Below are 19,648 nucleotides of genomic sequence, written 5' to 3'. Positions count from 1 at the left end.
GAGAAATAACCAATGTTTATGGTTCGATACCAGTTCAGTGCAGCCGGAACACGCCGATGGCCCCCGCCAGGCGACCGGACTGCTCGCGCAGGCTTTCGGCTGCTGCCGTGGCTTCTTCCACCAAGGCGGCGTTCTGCTGCGTCATCTGGTCCAGCTGGGTGACGGCGGCATTGACCTGGTTGATGCCGTCGCTCTGCTCGCGCGAGGCGGCGCTGATCTCGCCAATGATGTCCGAGACCCGCTGCACGCTGGCCACGATGTCGCCCATGGTCTGGCCGGCGTCCTGCACCAGGCGGCTGCCCGACTCGACCCGCTCGGCGCTGGCGCTGATCAGGGTCTTGATCTCCTTGGCGGCTTCGGCCGAGCGCTGGGCCAGCGAGCGCACCTCGCTCGCCACCACCGCAAAGCCGCGGCCCTGCTCGCCGGCGCGGGCGGCTTCCACAGCGGCATTCAACGCGAGGATGTTGGTCTGGAAGGCGATGCCATCGATGGTGCCGATGATGTCGCCGATGCGCTTGGAGCTGGCGGTGATGTCGTCCATGGTCGTGACCACCTGGGCCACGACGCTGCCGCCACGCTGAGCCACGTCGGCGGCCGAGTTGGCCAGCTGATTGGCCGTGGTGGCCGAGTCGGCGGTCTGCCGCACGGTGCCGGTCAGCTGCATCATGGAGGCCGCCGCTTCCTGCAGGTTGGAGGCGGTCTGCTCGGTGCGGGCGGAGAGGTCTTGATTGCCGGTGGCGATCTCGGCGCTGGCGGTGGAGATGCTGTCGGTGGAGGTGCGCACCTCGCCGATCAGTTTCAGCAGGGCCTGCTGCATGCCTTGCAGCGAGGCCATCAGGCGGCCGGTCTCGTCCTGGCCGCGCACCTGGATCGTCTGCGTCAGGTCGAAGTTGGCGATGGCATCGGCCACTTCCATGGCCTGCTGAAGCGGCACGGTGATCGAGCGCGTGAGCCACAGCGAGAGCGTCGCGCCCACGGCCAGGGCCACGACGGCGAACACGATCAGGCTGGTACGGGCCGTGCTGTTGGCCGACTCCACGCGCTTGGCGGCGGCATCGAGGTCATCGCGCTGGGCCTGCACGATCAGCTTGATCGCGTCCTGGAACTGCGCGGCCGCCGGCTGGAACTCGGCTTCGAAGATCTGCTTGGCCTTGTCGGCATCGCCGGCCTTCTTGGCGGCGCTGACCGCATCGCGGCTGCTGAGATAGCCCTTGCGCGCGGCCGAGAGCTTGTCGAACATCGCCTTTTCGTTGGGCGTGGTCAGCTGCTGTTCCAGGGCCTTTTGCAACTCGGTGGACTGCTTGGTCGACTCGGCGGCCGTGGCGGCGAAGAACTGGGCCAGGCTGGCGTCGCTGCTGACGGCGATGGCGCTGGTGCGGTTCACACCATTGGTGATGTTGCGGTACCAGTCCGAGGCGATGCGCTCGGTCACCAGGGAGCTCTGGTACATGTCGTTGGTCTCGGCGGCCACGCGGCTCAAGGCCCAGTAACCAATGCCCGAGCCGGCGAAGGCGATCAAGAGCACCAGGCTGAGCACCAGGCCCAGGCGTTGGCCGATGGATCGGCCGGAAAAAATACTGTCCAACATGCAAGTCTCCCAAGTTCGTCGAGCACCATAGCGGGAATGCCCTGGGTCTCGATATCAACCGTGCGACAGGCGCTGTTATGACAGGTTTTTGCGCGTCTGTCGCACCTGGAAGCGTGCAGGATCTATCGTATCTAGCAAGCTGGATTCCAGCGGCTGCGGCGCGCCGGTGAGCCAGGCCGCCGCCACCTGGGCGCACAGGGCCGCCCAACTGATGCCGCGCGAACCGAGGGCCGTGCACAGGACCAGGCCAGGCAGGCGTGGCAGCAGGCGCGGCTGGTCATCGCGGCCGCTGTAGCCCGGCGCTGGCAGGCCGCCCACCAGGGGCAGGCGGTCGGGGGCCAGCAGACGCCAGCCAACGCGGCCGCTGAGCGGTGCCTGCGGCGCATGGGGGAGGCCGGCCAGCGCTGCCCATTGCGCGAGGTTGTGGTCCTGGTCCGCCTGGCGTAATGCTGGGCCCGGGTCTTCGTCCTGCGAGGTGGCGCCGCAAATCAGGCCGCCGCGGCCATCGGCCAGCGCATAGCCGGCACCGGCCACCGGCATCAGCGGCAGCGGCGAAGCCTCGGCCAGCTGGCTCAGTTGGCCCCGCTGACGCAGGAGCGGCAGGCCGGGGGCCAGGTCTTGCAGCAGGGGCAGGGCCGCATGGCCGCCCGCCAGCACCACGGCGGGCGCCTGTGCCAGCAGCCGGCCCTCTGCATCGAAGGCCTGCCAGCCTTCGCTCTCGCTGCGGGCCAGGCGCGCAACGCGGTGGCCCATCAACAAGGGCGTGTCCGCCAGCAGCGCGCGCACCAGGGCCTGCGGCGGCAGGGCACCGCCGGCCGGATAGAACCAGGCGGGCTGCTGCAAGGGCAGGCCCGAGCGCCGTGCCGCTTCCTCGGCTGGCAGGGCCTGCACGTAGTCCGGCGGCAGGCCGAGCCGGGCAATCTGCGCCTGCATGCGGGCCAGGTCGCGCTCCAGCTCCAGGCGCAGCAGGCCCCGTTGCAGGCCGGCTATCGGCAGCTGTTCCAGCAAGGCGGCGGTGGCGAGGGCGGCGGCGCGGTTGAAGCGCGCATGCAGGCCGTCGTCCGGATTGAGCGTGCCGTGGAACAGGCCGGCCGGATTGCCCGAAGCCTCCTCGGCCGGCCCGGTGTGAGCATCGAGCACGGTGCAGGCCAGGCCCTGCTGCCGCAAGGCATGGGCACTGGCCGCGCCGGCCAGGCCCGCGCCAATCACCAGCACCTCGCGGGCTTGCGGTGCCAGCGGCTCACGGCCGGCCGGGCGTTGCAACACGTGGCGCGGCGCGAAGCGGGCGGTGCTCATGTGCCACTTGGGCGGCAGGCCGGGTTTCTTCTTCACCTCGAAGCTGGCGGCGCGCAAGGCCTGGCGCACCGGGCCGGCGCTGCACCAGCTGGCCAGCGTGCTCTCGGGCCGGGCCAGGCGGCCGAGCAGCTTCAAGGTGTAGGGATCCCACATCTCGGGATTGAGCGTCGGTGCGAAGCCGTCGAGGTAGATGGCATCGACCTCGGCCACCAGCTCCATGAGCCAGGCCCGCACTTCGCCGAAGGCCAGCAGCAGCTGCACGCGGCCGGCCTCGAACTCGAGGCGGTGCAGGTTGTGCGTCAGCGGCGGCCATTGCTGGATCAGCTGCGCGCCGAGTTCCGCTTCCGGCGAGCCCTCGTGCGCGCACGCCAGGTCCTCGTGCCTCAGCGGATGCTTCTCGATGCTGATGAAGACCAGGCGCTCGCAGCGCGCTGCATCGGCCCGCCAGGCGGCCCAGGTGGCGAGGAAGTTGTTGCCAAGACCGAAGCCGGTTTCCAGGATGACGAAGCGCGTGCGGCCTTGCCAGCGGCCGGGCAGGCCGTTGCCATTCAGAAAGGTGTGGCGTGCCTGGTCGAAGGCGCCGGACCGGCTGTGATAGACGTCGCCGAAGTCGGGCGCCTGCAGTGTGTCGGGTGTGGAGAAATCGACCCGCGCTGGGACGATGGGCGTGGTCTTCATGCCAGCAGGACCAGGCCTGCCGCCGTGGCCGATGCCGCCAGCGCCGCAATGACCCAGCGCGCAAACTCCCAGCCGCCGCTCAGGCTGGCCACCAGGCAGCGTGTCAGGCTGTTGCAGGCGATGGCCAGGATCACACCCTGCTGCAGTTGCTGCAGACTGATCTGGCCCGAGGCCTCCAGCGCGGCGAGCGAGGCCACCGGCGCATGGGCGTCACCGAGGCCAGCCAGCGCCACGGCACCGAACAGGCCCTGTGCACCGAAGCGCTGCTGGGCTGCATTCACCAGCACGGCCACCAGCAGCAACAGGCCGGTGATCAGCAGCGTCTCGCGCAATTGCAGCGGCGCACGCTTGGCGCGTGGATTGACGCGGCCGCGCACACCGCCGCGCCTGGCCAGCCAGGCGCCGCCGCCACCGGCCACGGCGAGGCCGGCCAGGGCTGCCGGGGCGAAGGCGAGCGCGGCCGTCGGGGCGAGCATCAGCAGCATCAGCAAGGCCTGCAGCCAGGTGGCGGCAGTGGACATCACGGCGCCCGCAGCGCAGGGCGTGGCGAGCGTCGGCGTGCGCCGCGCATGCCGGCCCATCGAGGCGATCGCTGCCGTGCTAGAGACCAGGCCGGAGATCAGGCCGGCCACGGCCAGGCCGAGTTGCGGGCCCAGGCGCTCGAGCGCGATCTGGCCCAGGGTCTGCAGCGACAGTATCAACAGCAGCAGGGTGAGCAGGGCGCGCGGGCTGATGCCAGCCAGCCAGGGCAGGGGGGTGTTCGGCAGCAGGGCGGACACGGCCAGGCCGGCGCCCAGCATCAACAGGGGCAGCAGGATGTCTCGTCTCACAGGTTCACGGTCTCCCCGTGCTGCGGCACGCGTACGTTCCAGCCCAGCTCGTCCTGGATGCGGCTGCGCAGGGCGTCGCTGGCCTCGGGCTCGCCGTGGACGACGAAGACCTGGCTCGGGGGCTGCTTGAAGCCGCGCATCCAGGCCATCAGGCCGTCGGCATCGGCATGGCCGGAGAAGCCTTCGAGATGGCTGATCTCGGCATTCACCGGCACGAACTCACCCTGCATCTTGATCTCGCGGGCGCCGGCGATCAGCTTGGCGCCGCGCGTGCCGCCGACCTGGAAGCCGGGGAAGCAGATGTGATGGCGCGCCGAAGGCGCCAGCGTGCGCAGATAGTTCAGCACACGGCCGCCGGTGGCCATGCCGCTGGCCGAGATGACGATGGCGCTGCGCCGCGCCACTTCGGCAGCCAGCTTCATCGACTCGGGTGCCTTGGCCACCAGGTGCACGCCATCGGTCAGGCGGCGCAGTTCGGCCGCGCTCACGCGCAGCAGGCGGCCATGCTTGAGCGTGATCTCGGTGGCCTCGCGGGCCATCGGGCTGTCCAGGTAGATCGGCAGGTCGGCCGGGATCTCGCCGCTTTGGCGCAGCCGCTGGATGACGAGCAGCAGGGCCTGTGCGCGGCCGACGGCAAAGCTGGGCAGCAGCAGGCTGCCGCCGCGCTGCAAGGTGCGGCGCACGATCTGCGCCAGCGCCAGTTCCAGGTCTTGCGCCGGATGCAGGCGGTTGCCGTAGGTCGATTCGATCAGCAGCACATCGGCTTGCTCGATGGGCTGCGGCGGTGGCATCAGCAGGTCGTTGCTGCGGCCCAGGTCGCCGGAGAAGACCAGGGTCTTGCCGCCGTGGCTGACGCTGATGGAGCTGGCGCCGAGCAGGTGTCCGGCCGGCGTGAAGCGGATCTCGCTGTGGCCGAGCTTGAGCCGACCATCGCGCGGCACGCCGACGAAATGGGCGAGGGCGCGCTGGGTGTCTTTCACGCTGTAAAGCGGCAGCGCCTTCTCGTGGCGCGAGCTGCCGATGCGGTTGGCATGGCGCGCATCCTCTTCCTGCAGGTGGGCACTGTCCGTCAGCATCACCTCGCAGAGCTCGCGCGTTGCGCCGGTCGAGAAGATCTGGCCATGGAAGCCTTGCCGCACCAGGGCCGGGATGTAGCCGCTGTGGTCCAGGTGCGCATGCGACAGCAGGACCGCGTCGACCGTGACCGGCGCCACGCCGAGCGGCGCCCAGTTGCGCTCGCGCAGCATCTTGTAGCCCTGGAACAGGCCGCAGTCGAGCAGCAGGCGCTGCTCGCCGGTGTCGAGCAGGTGGCGGGAGCCGGTGACGCTGTCGGCAGCGCCGAGGAAGCTGAGTTTCATGGCGCCGATCTTAGGGGCGTAGCCCTCAACAACAAGGGCCCGTCACCTTGCGGTGCGGACCCCGGTTTGCCTCGCGTCAAGGAATCAGCGCGACTTGGGCTGCGTCAGGCGGCCGCCATCGCGGCGCTGGCCATTGCCACCCCCTCGATTGCCATCGCTGCTGCGTGCCGGCTGGGCGCCGCTGCTGCGCTGGCCTTGCGGCTGCTGCCCGGCCGGGCGGCCCTGGCCTTGCGGCGCGGGACGGCCCTGGACTTGGCGAGCCGGTGCCTGGCCAGCGTGGGCCGGACGGCCGCCGCCACCGCCACCCGCACCTGGGCGACCACCGCCACCACCACCACCAGGACGGCCACCACGGCCGCCACCACCACCGCCCGGACGGCCACCACGCTGGGTGCCACCGACGCCGATGGTCATGCGGCCCAGCACGATGGGCTCGGCCTTCTCGCTGGGATCGGGCGCGAAGCCGGCCACGATCTCCTTCGGGATCTCGCGCTTGATCAGCTTTTCGATGTCGCGCAGGAAGATGTTCTCGTCCACGCACACGAGGCTCACGGCCTCGCCTTGAGCGCCGGCACGGCCGGTGCGGCCGATGCGGTGCACATAGTCTTCCGGCACGTTCGGCAGCTCGTAGTTGACGACGTGGGGCAACTGGTCGATGTCGATGCCGCGGGCCGCGATGTCGGTCGCTACCAGGCAGGTCAGCTCGCCGCTCTTGAATTCGGCCAGGGCCTTGGTGCGGGCACCCTGGCTCTTGTTGCCGTGAATGGCCATGGCGCTGATGCCCTGGTCGTTCAGGTAGTCGGTCAGGCGGTTGGCGCCGTGCTTCATGCGGGTGAACACCAGCACCTGGTGCCAGTCGCCGCTCTTGATCAGATGGGCCAGCAGTTCCTTCTTGCGCTCGCGGCCGACCGGGTGGACCTTCTGCGCGATCGCGTCATTGGTCTGGTTGCGGCGGGCGACTTCGATCAGCGCCGGCTGGTTCAGCAAGCGGTCGGCGAGGGACTTGATGTCGTCGCTGAAGGTGGCCGAGAACAAGAGGCTCTGCTTCTTCTGCGGCAGGATGGCCAGCACCTTCTTGATGTCGTGGATGAAGCCCATGTCCAGCATGCGGTCGGCTTCGTCGAGCACCAGGATCTCGACCTTGGACAGGTCCAGCGTGCCTTGCTGGTGATGGTCGAGCAGGCGGCCCGGCGTGGCGACGAGGATGTCGACGCCATCGCGCAGCTTGTTGACCTGCGGCTGCATGCCCACGCCGCCAAACATCACCATGCTCTTCAGCGGCAGGTACTTGCCATAGGTCTGCACCGATTCCTCGACCTGGGCGGCCAGTTCACGGGTGGGGGTGAGCACCAGGGCGCGCACCATGGGGCGGCCGCGGGCGTTCTTCACCGGCTGGCCAGCGGCAAGGCGATGCAGCATGGGCAGCGTGAAACCGGCGGTCTTGCCGGTGCCGGTCTGGGCGCCGGCCAGCAGGTCGCCGCCTTGCAGGACGGCGGGAATTGCTTGGGCTTGGATGGGGGTCGGGGAGGTGTAGCCGGCGTCGGCAATGGCCTTCAGCAGCGGTGCTGCAAGGCCCAGGGATTCGAAGGTCATTGACTGCTTGGTGAGCACGGTGCCAGAGTTGCGGGGCCACACAGCTGTTGCGGCTGTGCCAGTCCTAGGGCCCTGCGAGGCGTGTGCGTTGGCTCAAAAAATGAAACGCCGCACAAAGACTGTGTTGTGCAGCGTTGGCGCGCATTATAGCGGCGGCTTCATGGCGCGATCGTGACCCAGTTCAGCTCCAGCCAGTTGTCGGCACGGTGCTGGGCCGTGATTTTTCCACGCATCGCCCAGGGTGCCATCTGCCGGTGAAGCGGCAGGATGGGCAGGGCTTCACGGTATTCGCGCAAGGCGCCACGCACCAGCTGCTCGCGCTTGGCCGGATCGGGTTCGATGCTGGAGGCGGCGGCCAGCGCATCGGCCTTCTCGACCTTCCAGCCGCCGAAGTTGGCATAGCCCACGCCTTGCTCGCTGCGCGAGCGCAGCACCGGGGTCAGCATGGTCTCGGCGTCGGTGATGGCGCCGCCCCAGCCGTAGAGGAAGAGGCTGGTGTCGCCCTTCTCGAGCTTGGGGAAGAGCAGGGCGCGCGGCTGGGTGTTGACCTTGACGGTGATCTTCAGCTTCTTCCACATCGCCGCCAGGGCCTGGCAGATTTCGTCGTCATTGACGTAGCGGTTGTTGGTGCAGTCGAGCGTGACCTCGAAGCCCTCTGGATAGCCGGCCTCGCTCATCAGCTTCTGTGCGCCAGGCAGATCGAGCGGCAGACGCGCCTCCAGCTGCGGGTCGTTGAAGCTGCCGAGTGGCGAGGGCGTCATGGCGCCGGTGGGGGCGCTCTGGCCGTTCATCAGGCGGCGCTTGATCGCCTCGATGTCGATGGCCTGGTAAAGCGCCTTGCGCACGCGCAGGTCCTTGAAGGGGTTCTTGCCGCCGGGCACCTTGGCGTAGAGCAGGCTGTCGCGCGACTGGTCCATGCCGATGAAGATCAGGCGGTTCTCCAGGCCCTCGACCAGCTTGATGCCGGGCGACTGGCGCAGCCGGGCCAGGTCGCGGGGCGCCGGGTCCAGCACCAGGTCGACCTCGCCCGAGACCAGGGCGGCATTGCGCGTCGCGTCGTTGGCAATCGGGATCAGTTGCGCTTCCTGCACATTGCCGGCCGGCTTGTCCCACCAGGCCGGGTTGCGCTTCAGCACGGTCTTGATGCCGGGCTGGCGCTCGGCGAGCCGGTAAGGGCCGGTGCCATTGGCGTGCAGGGCGGTGTAGCTTTCTTCGCGCTCCTTGAAGTTCAGGGGGCGCGTGACCTTGTGCTGCTCGGCCCAGGGCTTGCTCATGATCCACAGCTGGACCAGGTGTTCGAGGAACAGCGGGTTGGGCTTGTCGAGCTGGAACTCGACGGTCGACGCGTCCACCTTGCGCGGCTTGCCCACCGGCGCGGCGTAGACGCGAATCAGCGAGTTCGGTTCCATCGCGCGCTGGATGGAGAAGACCACGTCATCAGCGGTGAACGGCGCGCCGTCATGGAACTTCACGCCTTGGCGCAGCTTGACGCGCCAGACCAGCGGCGAGACCTGCTTCCATTCGGTGGCCAGACCCGGCGCGACCTTGAGCTGGCGGTCGCGCTTGACCAGGGTCTCGTAGATCTGGCCATTGACCATATTGGTCAGGATCTCGTTCTGCGAATGCGGGTCCAGCGTCTGCACATCGCCCTGGGCGGCCCAGCGCAGGGTTTGGGCGCCGGCCGAGGCGACGAGCGAGAGGAGAACGGTGAGGAAGAGAGCGATCTTTTTCATGCGAATTTCTTGCGAGGCCGCAGTGTAGGTTTGCCCTCATGACCTTTGCAGGACAGAGGGCTCGCATTGGTAGCAAGGGCAGCGGCGGCGAGATGCGACAATGCGCCGTTCAGCGCAGCGCCGGCCGGCGTCGCGCGCGGGCCCAGGCCTGCAGCCTCAACAAAATCCCCCAGCAATTCCAGGAAGCCCCATGGCGCAATATGTCTTCTCGATGAACCGTGTCAACAAGACGGTTCCCCCCAAGCGTCACATCCTGAAGGACATCTCCCTGTCCTTCTTCCCCGGCGCCAAGATCGGCGTGCTGGGTCTGAACGGCTCGGGCAAGTCGACCTTGCTGAAGATCATGGCCGGCGTCGACAAGGAAATCGAAGGCGAAGCCATCCCGATGCCCGGCATCAAGATCGGCTACCTGGAACAGGAACCCAAGCTGAACCCGGACCAGACCGTCCGTGAAGCGGTGGAAGAAGGCATCGGTGGCGTGCTGGCCGCGAAGAAGCGCCTCGATGAGGTCTATGCTGCCTACGCCGAAGAAGACGCCGACTTCGACGCCCTGGCCGCCGAGCAGGGCGAGCTGGAAGCCATCATCGCCGCCGCTGGTTCCGAGAACACCGACCTGCAGCTGGAACTGGCCGCCGACGCGCTGAACCTGCCGCCCTGGGACGCCAACATCGGCGTGCTTTCCGGCGGTGAAAAGCGCCGCGTGGCGCTGTGCCGCCTGCTGCTGTCCAAGCCCGACATGCTGCTGCTCGACGAACCGACCAACCACTTGGACGCCGAGTCGGTCGAGTGGCTGGAGCTGTTCCTGCAGCGCTTCCCCGGCACCGTGGTGGCCATCACCCACGATCGCTACTTCCTGGACAACGCGGCCGAGTGGATCCTGGAACTGGACCGCGGACACGGCATCCCCTGGAAGGGCAACTACTCCGACTGGCTGGACCAGAAGGAACGCCGCCTGGAGCAGGAGCAGAAGAGCGAAGACGCCCGCACCAAGGCCATGAAGGAAGAACTGAAGTGGGTGCGCTCGAATGCCAAGGGCCGCCAGGCCAAGAGCAAGGCGCGTCTGGCCCGCTTCGAGGAACTGTCCGACGTCGAATACCAGAAGCGCAACGAGACGAACGAAATCTTCATTCCCGTGGCCGAGCGTCTCGGCAATGAGGTGATCGAGTTCAAGAACGTCACCAAGAGCTTTGGCGACCGCGTGCTGATCGACAACCTGTCGTTCAAGGTGCCGCCGGGTGCCATCGTCGGCATCATCGGCCCGAACGGCGCCGGCAAGTCCACTCTGTTCCGCATGATCCAGGGCGTCGAGACGCCGGACAGCGGCGAGGTTGTGATCGGCAAGACCGCCAAGCTGGCCTTCGTGGACCAGAGCCGTCAGAGCCTGGATGCGAACAAGACGGTCTGGGAAGACGTCTCGGGCGGCCTGGACAACATCGTGGTCGGCAAGTTCATCATGCCGAGCCGCGCCTACATTGGCCGCTTCAACTTCAAGGGCAATGACCAGCAGAAGATGGTCGGCCAGCTCTCCGGCGGTGAGCGCGGCCGCCTGCACCTGGCCAAGACCCTGGCCCAGGGCGGCAACGTGCTGATGCTGGACGAACCGTCCAACGACCTGGACGTCGAAACCCTGCGCGCGCTGGAAGAGGCGCTGCTGGAGTTCGGCGGCTCGGCCATGGTGATCTCCCACGATCGCTGGTTCCTGGACCGCATCTGCACCCACATCCTCGCCTGCGAGGGCGACTCGCAGTGGTTCTTCTTCGACGGCAACTTCCACGAGTACGAAGCCGACAAGAAGAAGCGCCTCGGTGAGGAAGGCGCGCGCCCGAAGCGCGTGCGCTTCAAGCCGATCCGCTGAGCGTCAGCGACTGCTGCAAGAGCCGCCTCTCGGGGCGGCTTTTTCGTTTACGGATCTTTACCGCAAGGGCATGGCGGCGTTACGGTCGGCCGCGAACATTCGCTCACACCATCCCCGTTGAGGAGTCCCTGATGAGCACCAAGACCTTGAAGCAATTCGCCCTGGCCGGTCTGCTGGGCCTGGCCGCCCTGGCCTCGCAAGCACAGCCCATGGGCGGGCATGGCCGCCACGGTGGCCCTGGCGGCCCCGAAGGCATGATGCCTTTCGGTCGCATGGAGCGGATGCTGGAAGACGTGGATGCCACCGACGCCCAGCGCAAGCAGATCCACACCATCATGGCCGCCGCCATGAAGGACATGAAGGCCCAGCACGACGCCGGCCGCAAGCTGCAAGAGCAGGGCATGACTTTGTTTGCCGCTCCGACCATCGATGCCGCCGCCTTCGAGTCGCTGCGCCAGCAGCGCCAGGCCCAGCACGAAGCCGCCAGCAAGCGCATGAGCCAGGCCTTCGTCGAGGCTGCCAAGGTGCTGACGCCCGAGCAGCGCGCCAAGTTCGCCGACAAGATGAAGAAGCGCCAGGCCCGCATGGCCGAGCACATGAAGCAGGCCGAGCAGAAGCGCGGCCCCAAGCCCAGCCAGTAAGCACAGGACAGTCGGGCTATGCTCAGCGCTCTCACAACCAGCCCCTCGTGGGGCGCCAGCCCGGAGCAGCCTGCGGCCCGGCCGGTCGCCCCGACTGCTTCCATGAGTACCAAGCTGCTGCTGATCGATGACGATGCCCGCCTGACCGCCATGGTGGGCGACTACCTGAGCCATGCCGGCTTCGAAGTGGCGGTGGCTGGTTCTCTGACGGCCGGCCGCGCGGCGCTGCAGGAATCCCTGCCCGACCTGCTGGTGCTGGACCTGATGCTGCCGGATGGCGACGGCCTCGACTTCTGCCGCGAGCTCCGCGCCAACCAGCGCTTGAAGCGATTGCCGGTGCTGATGCTGTCGGCCCGTGGCGAGCCCATGGACCGCATCCTTGGGCTCGAGCTCGGCGCCGACGATTACCTGCCCAAACCCTTCGAGCCGCGCGAGCTGCAAGCCCGCATCAAGGCCTTGCTGCGCCGCGCCGAGCCGGGTGCCAGCGATGAAGAGGTGATGCGCTTCGGCCGCCTGGAGATCGACATGGCGGCCAGACTGGCCCGCCTGGATGGCAAGCCCTGCGACCTGACCAGCCACCAGTTCGACCTGCTGGTCGTGCTGGCGCAAAGCCCGGGCCGCGTGCTCTCGCGCGACCAGATCATGGATGCGTTGAAGGGCCATCCGCTCGATGCCTTCGACCGCTCCATCGACGTTCACATCTCGCGCATCCGTGCAGTCATCGAAGAAGACCCCAAGGCTCCGCGCCGCGTGCTGACGGTGCGCGGTGCCGGCTACGTCTTTGCTCGCAAGCAGGATGCGGATGCTTGAACGCTGCCCCCCGCTTGCGGGTACGCAAGCAGCCCCCCGAGGGGGCGCAGCATCGTCGGGCGAATGCACCGGACGATGCTGCCGCGCGCCAGCTTGGGAGCGGCCCGGCGCTGACGCAAAATCCCCGCAATGAAAGCGCTCTACGTCCGCATCTACCTGACCGTCGTCCTCGTGCTGGCGGCCTTCGCCTTTGCCTCGGCCTGGTTGTTCCAGCACCAGATCGAGCAGGAGCGTGGCAGCGCCGATGCGGCGGCCAGCGAGCGCCTCACCGCCATTGCCCTGCTGGTGCATCGCGCCTTGCCACCGGCCAGCGCGCCCCGCGAGGACCAGGCCGCCTCGCTGCGCGAATGGGGCCAGCGCCTGCGCATGGCCATCGCACTGGAAGATGTGCAGGGCAAGCGCATTGCGGCCTCCGATGCCTTCCTGCGCCGCGAGGACGAGCCCGGTGCGCGGCGTCTTGCCGTGGACCTGGAAGACGGCCGCAGCCTGGTCATCATGCGGCAGTTCCGGCCCCAGGGCGCAGCGGTTGGTGGTCCGGCCGGCGCTCAAGGTCAGCGTCCACCGCCCCGGCGGGAAGACACTTTCAACCTGGGCATGCTCAACCACCGTCTGGGTGGCGAGGCCCTGGCTCTGCTGCTGGTGCTGCTGTTCTTTGCGGTGGCGGCCGGTGCCTACCCGGTGGTGCGCCGCCTGACGCGACGGCTCGAGGGCCTGCAGCGCGGCGTCGAGCGTTTCGGCGAGGGCAACCTGAGCCACCGCGTCGACGATGAGGGCAAGGACGAAGTCGCGCGCCTGGCGGCCAGTTTCAATCGCGCTGCCGGCCAGATCGAAACCCTGCTGCGCTCGCACCAGAGCCTGCTGGCCAACGCGAGCCACGAGCTGCGTTCGCCGCTGGCCCGGCTGAAGATGGCCTTCTCGATGTTCGAGGAAGCGTCGCCCGCCCAGCGCGAGCGGCTGCGCCGCGAGATTGAAACCAATATCGGCGAGCTCGATGCCCTGGTCGAGGAAGTGCTGCTGGCCAGCCGGCTCGAGAGCGGCAGTGGCGAGCCGCACCGTGACCCGGTGGACCTGCTGGGCGTGGCGGCCGAAGAGGCGGCCAAGTCTGGCGCCGAGCTGGACGTGGGCAATGGCATGTCCGACCTGCGTGTGCTGGGCGAGGAGCGGCTCCTGCGTCGCGCGCTGCGCAACCTGCTGGAGAACGCGCGCCGCTACGGCGGCGGCGAAGTGAAACTGCAGATGCAGCGCGATCTGCGCGAGGCCCAGCTGCGTGTCTGTGATCGCGGGCCTGGCGTGCCGCCCGAAATGCGCGAGCGCATCTTCGAACCCTTCTTCCGCCTGCCCGGCCATGCCGAACAGGCGGGCGGCGTGGGCCTCGGGCTCAGCCTGGTCAAGCAGATTGCCCAGCGCCACCAGGGCTCGGTGCGCTGCGAGGCGCGCGACGGTGGCGGCAGTTGCTTCGTGCTGACGCTGCCACTGGGCTGAATCAGACGGCTGATGCCGCCTCGCGAGCCTCGGTCCTATGGACCCAGGCCAGCACGGCCGTCATGCCGGCCGCGGCCAGCACCAGGCCGGCCGTGGCGGCCGACCAGAAGCCTTGGGCGCCGCTGAGCCGGGGCAGGGTGTTGCTGAAGGCCAGCCAGTAGCCGCCGCCGATGCCCACACCCCAGATCGCCAGCGCATAGACGACCATGGGCGCCGTGGCGATGCGGTGCGAGCGCAGCACGAAGGCCGCCACTGTCTGCGCCGCATCAGCCACGTGGAAGATCCAGACCCACACCAGCAGCGGCATCGCCGCCGCGATCACGAGTGCATTGCCGGTGTAGAGCCCCAGCACCTGTTCGCGCAGCAGGAACAGCAGGCCGCCATTGAAGGCCGACAGCGCCATGGCCGTGAATAGGCCGTGCCAGCCGAGCCGGTGGGCGTCGAGCGGATCGCGTGCCCCGAGGCGCTGCGCCACCAGGGTGGAGCTGGCGTTGGCCAGGGCCAGCGGCAGCATGAACATCAGCGAGATCAGGTTCATCGCCAGCTGATGGCCGGCCACCGCCGTGGCGCCGAGCCGCGCGATGAAGATGGCCATGAAGGTGAAGCCGCTGACCTCGATCAGGATGGAGCCGCCCATGGGCACGCCCAGCTTCATCAACTCCTTCAGCGCGGCCCAGCGCGGGCGGTGCAGGCCCTGGTCGTCAAGCAGGCCGAACTGCGCGTAGAACTCATCACGGCGCAGCAGCCAGACTGCGACCAGCACCTGGGCCCACAGCACGATGGAGGTGGCGATGCCGCAGCCGGCAACGCCAAGGGCTGGCAGGCCGGCCGAACCGTGGATCAGGGCGGCGGTCAGCGGCACCTTGAGCACCAGGCCGCCGAGCTGCAAGGCCATCACCATCTTGGGCCGCGAGACGGCGGTGTTGAAGCCGCGGTAGGCCGTGAACAGCAGGGCCGCAGGCAGGCCCGGTGACAAGGCTTGCAGGTAGAGCCGCACCTTGGCCTCGACCTCGGGCGTGGTCTGCGCGATCCACAGGAAGGGGTCGGGCATCAGCATGATGGCCAGGCCGATGACCGAGAGCCCCAGCGCGGCCCAGACGGCCTGGTGCAGTTCGTCGCCTGCTTCGCGCAGCCGGCCGGCGCCGAAATGCTGGCCAGCCAGTGGCATCACGGCCAGCACCACGCCCATCAGGCCGACGAAGACCGTGGTGTAGACGGCCGCGCCAATGGCCAGCGCCGCCAGGTCGTTGGCCGAGTAGCGGGCCACCAGCACGGTGTCGACAGTGGAGAGTGCCAGCACGGCCACCTGGCCGATGAAGACCGGCCAGGCCAGCGGCAGGATGCGGGAGAGGCTGTTGCGCAGGCCGCTCAAGACCTGACCCCGTCGGCCGTACCCGTGCCTTCGAGGGCGCGCTCGGCGTAGCGGTTGAAGCGCCAGGCCGTGGCCTCCAGCGTGATGCGCTGCCAGGTCTCGCGCTTCTCCACCGGTGTCAGCACCGGCCAGTTCTGCACCTCGTCGAACGTGCGGCCGCAGCCCTTGCAGAGCTCGTCGCCCTGGCTGGTGGAGCAGATGGCGATGCAGGGCGCGTCGGGCGTGCTTTCGTACCAGGCCAGCCAGGCGTCCATGGCGGCCGGGGGCATGGCTTCCTCGTCGCGGCAGCGCTGGCGGTGGTAGGTCATCAGGCCATAGACCTCGGCCAGTGCCCGCACCTCGGCGCAGGCCTGCACGCCATCGGCGCTCGGCCGGCGCTCGCGCCACCAGTTGATGGCGGCCTCGATGTCGGTGAGGTGCAGGACGGCCATGTCGCGCTGTCTTGCTTCAGTAGGCCAGGCCGATGGCGCCGCGCACCTCGCGCAGGGTCTTGCGTGCGACGGCGCGGGCCCGCTCGGTGCCGACCTCGACGATCCAGTGCACCTTCTTCGGGTCGGCCAGCAGCTCCTGGGCGCGCTCGCGCCAAGGGGCCTGCTCCTTTTGGATGGATTCGATCAGAGGGCGCTTGCAGTCCAGGCAGCCGATGCCAGCGGTGGTGCAGCCTTCTTGCACCCAGGCGCGGGTTGCCTCGTCCGAATAGACCTGGTGCAGCGGCCAGACGGGGCATTGCGCCGGGTTGCCCGCATCGCTGCGGCGCACGCGCTGCGGGTCGGTGGGCATGGTGTTGATCTTGGCCTCGACCACCTCGGGCGCGTCGCGCATCGCGATGGCATTGCCGGCGCTCTTGCTCATCTTCTGGCCATCGAGGCCGCTCAGGCGCGAGGTCTCGGTCAAGAGGGCTTGCGGCTCGGGCAGGATGGGCGCCTCGGGGCTGTAGAGGCGGTTGAAGCGGCGCGCCACCTCGCGGGTGACTTCCACGTGCGAGGTCTGGTCTTCGCCAACGGGCACGCCCGAGGCCTTGTAGATGAGGATGTCGGCCGCCTGCAAGAGCGGGTAGCCGAGGAAGCCGTAGGTGGCGAGCTCGCGGTCGCGGGCGACCTGGTCCTTGTAGCTCGGGATGCGCTCCAGCCAGGAGGAGGGCGTGCTCATCGCGAGCAACGTGAACAGCTCGGCATGCTCGGGCATGCGGCTCTGGATGAAAAGCGTGGCCTGCTCGGGGTCGATGCCGGCGGCCAGCCAATCGACCACCATGTCGTAGACATTGCGCTCGATGTCTTCGCGCTGCTGGTAGTGCGTGGTCAGGGCGTGCCAGTCGGCCACGAAGAAGAAGCAGTCATGCGTGTGCTGCAGCTTCACCCAGTTCTTCAAGGCGCCGTGGTAGTGGCCCAGGTGCAGGGCACCGGTCGGACGCATGCCGGAGAGCACGCGCTCGCGGGACTGGATGGGGGTGTCGCTCATGGCTGGCTCGGGAGGGGGAGCGGCATTGTAGGCAGCTACACTGCCGACGGATGAAACGCATCGTCATTCTGATCTCGGGCCGCGGCTCCAACATGGAGGCCATCGTGCGGGCCCGCGCGGCCGAGCAATGGCCGGCCGAGATTGCCGCCGTCATCAGCAACCGGCCCGATGCGGCCGGCCTCGCTTTCGCTCAATCGCACGGGATTGCCACGGCCGTGGTGGATCACAAGGTCTTCGGTCCGGGCCAGTCAGGTCGTGAGGCCTTCGATGCCGAGTTGCAGCGCGTGATCGATGGCTTTGCGCCCGATCTCGTGGTGCTGGCCGGCTTCATGCGCATCCTCACGCCGGCGTTCACCGCGCATTATGCGGATCGGATGCTCAATATCCATCCTTCGCTGCTGCCGGCGTTCACTGGCCTGCACACGCACCAACGTGCCATCGGGATGGGCTGCAAGTTTGCGGGCGCCACCGTGCATTTCGTGACGGCCGAGTTGGACCATGGCGCCATCGTGGCCCAGGCGGTGGTGCCGGTGCTGCCGGGTGACGATGAGGCCGCGCTGTCTGCCCGCGTGCTCAAGCTGGAGCACCGCATGTACCCGAGCGCGGTGCGCTGGTTCGTGTCGGGTCAGCTGGCGCTTGAGAGCGGCAGGGTTCGCCAGCTCGCTGGCGAGTCGCAGTCCTTCAGCTGAGTTTCAGCTGATCAGGCCCGCCAGGACGTTGATCGTCAGGGCCAGCACGCCGGTGTTGAACACGAAGGACAGCACGGCCTGCACCAGCACCAGGCGGCGCATGGGGCGGGCGCTGACGGCCACGTCCGAGGTCTGCGAGGTCGCGGCCAGCGTGACCGAGAAATACAGGAAGTCGCTGTAGTCCGGTAGCTCGCCCTTGTCGCTGCATCCCGGGAACTCCAGGCCGTGCGGCCCGTTGCCTCCGCGGTGGTAGAGGCTGGCATAGGCCAGCGCAAACTCCACGGGCAGCAGCAGCCAGGAGCCAGCCACCGTGCCGATGGCCAGCAGCAGATAAGGCCAGCCCTTGACGACGTCGAGCCCGTGCCGCACCTGGTTCAGTTCCAGGGCAATGGCAGCGAGGCTGGCCAAAGCGCCGATGACGGCGAGCAGCAACACCGCCCCCATGCCATCTGCTTGGGCCCGCGCCCGCTGCTTCAGGTGCTGGGCGTCGGCGCGGTGCATCAGCACGAACATCAGGCTCAGGTAGAGCCAGACGCCGCTGGTCCAGCCCAGCAGGGCGCGGGTCACCGAGGGCAGGGCGCCGGGCCAGAGCCAGGCCAGCGCGGCGCCGACGGCTATTGACGCCAGCAGGCGCGGCCGCATGCGCAGTTGCTGCAAAAAGCTCATGCTTCGATGCGCGAGAAGCGCTGGCGCTCCACGCCGTCCACCCTCAGCGTGCCGAAGAACATGGCATGCGGCCGCACCCACAGGCCGCTGGCGTTGTAGAGCGGCTTGTAGACGACCAGGGGCTCCAGCGTTTCACTGTGGCGAGCCACGCCCAGTACCTCGTAGTCGCCGCCTTTGTAATGGCGGTAGCGGCCGGTCGGCGTGTCGGGAAGCGGGGGCAGGTCGTCGTCGTTCATCGGGGCTGGGATAATCGCGGCATGCATCCTAATGCCCTTCTCGAAATGAGCTGCGAGCTCCTGCGCAGCGTCCTCAAACTCGATGCCCCGGCCGACGCGGTGGTCTCGAGCTTCTTCCGCAAGAACAAGGCCCTCGGTCAGCGCGAACGACACACGCTGGCCGAGACTGTCTACACCGTGCTGCGCCAGCGCCTGCTGCTGCAGCATCTCGCGCAGTCGGGCTCCGGCCCGCTGGAGCGCCGCCTGTGCCTGCTGGCCTGGCAGGGCAGCGACAGCTTCCTGCAGGGCGCGCTGAGCGAGCCTGAGCGGCACTGGCTGCAGCAGATGGCCAGCATCGACCGAGCCTCACTGGCGCCCAAGCTGCGCCACAACCTGCCCGACTGGCTGGCGGAGCCCTTGCAAAAGCGCCTCGGCGAGGCGGGCTTTGAGGCTCTGGTTGCCAGCATGAACCAGGCCGCGCCGCTGGACCTGCGCGTCAATGCGCTCAAGCTCAAGCGCGAAGAAGCCCAGGAGCAGCTCAGCAAGAACGGCATTGCCACCACGGCCACGCCGTTCTCGCCCTGGGGTCTGCGCGCCGAGGGCAAGCCGGCCCTGAACAAGCTGGAGATCTTCACCAGTGGCGGCGTCGAGGTGCAGGACGAGGGCAGTCAGTTGCTGGCCTTGTTGCTCGATGCCAAGCGCAGCGAGATGGTGGTCGATTTCTGTGCCGGTGCCGGCGGCAAGACCCTGGCCATTGGCGCTGCCATGCGGAACACCGGCCGGCTCTACGCCTTCGACGTGTCGGGCCACCGCCTCGATGCGCTGAAGCCGCGCCTGGCGCGCAGCGGCCTGTCCAATGTCTACCCGGCCCAGATCGTCCATGAGCGCGACGATCGCATCAAGCGCCTGGCGGGCAAGATCGACCGCGTGCTGGTCGATGCGCCTTGCTCGGGCCTTGGCACGCTGCGCCGCAATCCGGACCTCAAATGGCGCCAGTCTCCGCAAGCCATCGCCGAGCTGCAGGCCAAGCAGACGGCCATCCTGGACAGCGCGGCCCGGCTGCTGAAGTCTGGCGGCCGCCTGGTCTATGCCACTTGCAGCTTGCTGGACGAGGAGAACGAGGCCATCGCTCGCGCGTTCACCGAATCGCATCCCGATTTCGAGTTCCAGCCGGCGGCCGAACTGCTGGCCAAGGCCCAGGTGGCGGATGCCGACCAGCTCTGCAGCGACGGCTATCTGCGGCTCTGGCCGCATCAGCACCAGACCGACGGCTTCTTCGCCGCCGTCTGGACCAAGCGCTGAATTTGCACGAACGAGCCTGGAATCCGCCTCGCCTTGACGGCGCTCAAGGATTCCACCGGTTCAGGCACTCGGCGATTTAGAG

Annotated in this window: 17 protein-coding genes; 6 read left to right on the top strand and 11 right to left on the bottom strand. The window is 68.2% G+C overall.

The window, feature by feature from the left end:
* Window positions 1-34 precede the first annotated feature (34 nt).
* From J7U46_RS01865 to J7U46_RS01840, 6 genes are all read right to left on the bottom strand, one after another.
* Window positions 35-1,588: a methyl-accepting chemotaxis protein gene (locus J7U46_RS01865; protein ID WP_282823119.1), complete on the bottom strand. Its 1,554-nt coding sequence runs from the start codon at window positions 1,586-1,588 to the stop codon at window positions 35-37.
* Window positions 1,589-1,663: 75 nt separating this feature from the next.
* Window positions 1,664-3,562, bottom strand: a complete 1,899-nt coding sequence (mnmC, locus tag J7U46_RS01860; protein WP_282823118.1) for an FAD-dependent 5-carboxymethylaminomethyl-2-thiouridine(34) oxidoreductase MnmC — start codon at window positions 3,560-3,562, stop codon at window positions 1,664-1,666.
* Window positions 3,559-4,392: a DUF4010 domain-containing protein gene (locus J7U46_RS01855; protein ID WP_282823117.1), complete on the bottom strand. Its 834-nt coding sequence runs from the start codon at window positions 4,390-4,392 to the stop codon at window positions 3,559-3,561. Before J7U46_RS01855 ends, mnmC begins: the two co-directional genes overlap by 4 nt.
* Window positions 4,389-5,750 carry an MBL fold metallo-hydrolase gene (locus J7U46_RS01850; protein WP_282823116.1) on the bottom strand — a complete coding sequence of 454 codons (1,362 nt, stop codon included), beginning with the start codon at window positions 5,748-5,750 and terminating at the stop codon, window positions 4,389-4,391. Before J7U46_RS01850 ends, J7U46_RS01855 begins: the two co-directional genes overlap by 4 nt.
* Window positions 5,751-5,834: 84 nt before the next feature.
* Window positions 5,835-7,343: a DEAD/DEAH box helicase gene (locus tag J7U46_RS01845; RefSeq protein ID WP_282823115.1), complete on the bottom strand. Its 1,509-nt coding sequence runs from the start codon at window positions 7,341-7,343 to the stop codon at window positions 5,835-5,837.
* Between the two features lie 158 nt (window positions 7,344-7,501).
* Window positions 7,502-9,076, bottom strand: a complete 1,575-nt coding sequence (locus J7U46_RS01840) for an ABC transporter substrate-binding protein (protein WP_282823114.1) — start codon at window positions 9,074-9,076, stop codon at window positions 7,502-7,504.
* A 190-nt stretch (window positions 9,077-9,266) separates the two neighbouring features.
* Between J7U46_RS01840 and ettA the strand changes: the two genes are divergently transcribed.
* The 4 genes from ettA to J7U46_RS01820 all read left to right on the top strand — a co-directional run bounded on the left by ettA (window position 9,267) and on the right by J7U46_RS01820 (window position 13,864).
* Window positions 9,267-10,931, top strand: coding sequence for an energy-dependent translational throttle protein EttA (gene ettA, locus J7U46_RS01835; RefSeq protein ID WP_282823113.1), 1,665 nt, complete (start codon window positions 9,267-9,269; stop codon window positions 10,929-10,931).
* 131 nt (window positions 10,932-11,062) lie between these two features.
* Window positions 11,063-11,572 carry a periplasmic heavy metal sensor gene (locus J7U46_RS01830; RefSeq protein ID WP_282823112.1) on the top strand — a complete coding sequence of 170 codons (510 nt, stop codon included), beginning with the start codon at window positions 11,063-11,065 and terminating at the stop codon, window positions 11,570-11,572.
* Between the two features lie 102 nt (window positions 11,573-11,674).
* Window positions 11,675-12,382 (top strand): response regulator transcription factor, encoded by a 708-nt coding sequence (locus tag J7U46_RS01825; RefSeq protein ID WP_282823111.1) that lies wholly within the window; start codon window positions 11,675-11,677, stop codon window positions 12,380-12,382.
* A 129-nt stretch (window positions 12,383-12,511) separates the two neighbouring features.
* Window positions 12,512-13,864, top strand: coding sequence for an ATP-binding protein (locus J7U46_RS01820; protein WP_282823110.1), 1,353 nt, complete (start codon window positions 12,512-12,514; stop codon window positions 13,862-13,864).
* Between the two features lies 1 nt (window position 13,865).
* On the opposite strand, the gene J7U46_RS01815 is transcribed toward J7U46_RS01820, so the two are convergent.
* The 3 genes from J7U46_RS01815 to trpS are packed head-to-tail and all read right to left on the bottom strand — an operon-like array spanning window position 13,866 to window position 16,694.
* Window positions 13,866-15,236 carry an MATE family efflux transporter gene (locus J7U46_RS01815; RefSeq protein ID WP_282823109.1) on the bottom strand — a complete coding sequence of 457 codons (1,371 nt, stop codon included), beginning with the start codon at window positions 15,234-15,236 and terminating at the stop codon, window positions 13,866-13,868.
* Window positions 15,233-15,667 carry a DUF3717 domain-containing protein gene (locus J7U46_RS01810; protein WP_282823108.1) on the bottom strand — a complete coding sequence of 145 codons (435 nt, stop codon included), beginning with the start codon at window positions 15,665-15,667 and terminating at the stop codon, window positions 15,233-15,235. Before J7U46_RS01810 ends, J7U46_RS01815 begins: the two co-directional genes overlap by 4 nt.
* Before the next feature lie 16 nt (window positions 15,668-15,683).
* Window positions 15,684-16,694: a tryptophan--tRNA ligase gene (trpS, locus tag J7U46_RS01805; protein WP_282823107.1), complete on the bottom strand. Its 1,011-nt coding sequence runs from the start codon at window positions 16,692-16,694 to the stop codon at window positions 15,684-15,686.
* Window positions 16,695-16,744: 50 nt separating this feature from the next.
* On the opposite strand from trpS, the gene purN reads away from it, so the two are divergent.
* Entirely contained in the window at window positions 16,745-17,383 is a 639-nt protein-coding gene (gene purN / locus J7U46_RS01800) for a phosphoribosylglycinamide formyltransferase (RefSeq protein WP_282823106.1), read from the top strand.
* 3 nt (window positions 17,384-17,386) lie between these two features.
* On the opposite strand, the gene J7U46_RS01795 is transcribed toward purN, so the two are convergent.
* The gene (locus J7U46_RS01795) at window positions 17,387-18,049 is read right to left on the bottom strand and encodes a DUF1345 domain-containing protein (RefSeq protein ID WP_282823105.1); all 663 of its coding nucleotides are present in this window, start codon (window positions 18,047-18,049) and stop codon (window positions 17,387-17,389) included.
* On the bottom strand, window positions 18,046-18,285 hold the full coding sequence (locus tag J7U46_RS01790; RefSeq protein WP_282823104.1) for a DUF1653 domain-containing protein: 240 nt from the start codon (window positions 18,283-18,285) through the stop codon (window positions 18,046-18,048). The genes J7U46_RS01795 and J7U46_RS01790 overlap by 4 nt, the downstream gene beginning before the upstream one ends.
* A gap of 21 nt (window positions 18,286-18,306) precedes the next feature.
* Between J7U46_RS01790 and J7U46_RS01785 the strand changes: the two genes are divergently transcribed.
* Window positions 18,307-19,566 carry an RsmB/NOP family class I SAM-dependent RNA methyltransferase gene (locus tag J7U46_RS01785; RefSeq protein ID WP_282823103.1) on the top strand — a complete coding sequence of 420 codons (1,260 nt, stop codon included), beginning with the start codon at window positions 18,307-18,309 and terminating at the stop codon, window positions 19,564-19,566.
* Window positions 19,567-19,648: the final 82 nt, after the last annotated feature.

This window comes from Pelomonas sp. V22 (genome assembly GCF_030014915.1).
In the GTDB taxonomy this organism is placed as follows: Bacteria; Pseudomonadota; Gammaproteobacteria; order Burkholderiales; family Burkholderiaceae_C; genus JAUASW01.
The sequence above is the reverse complement of the archived record's forward strand: the minus strand, read 5'-3'. Positions and strand labels throughout refer to the sequence as shown.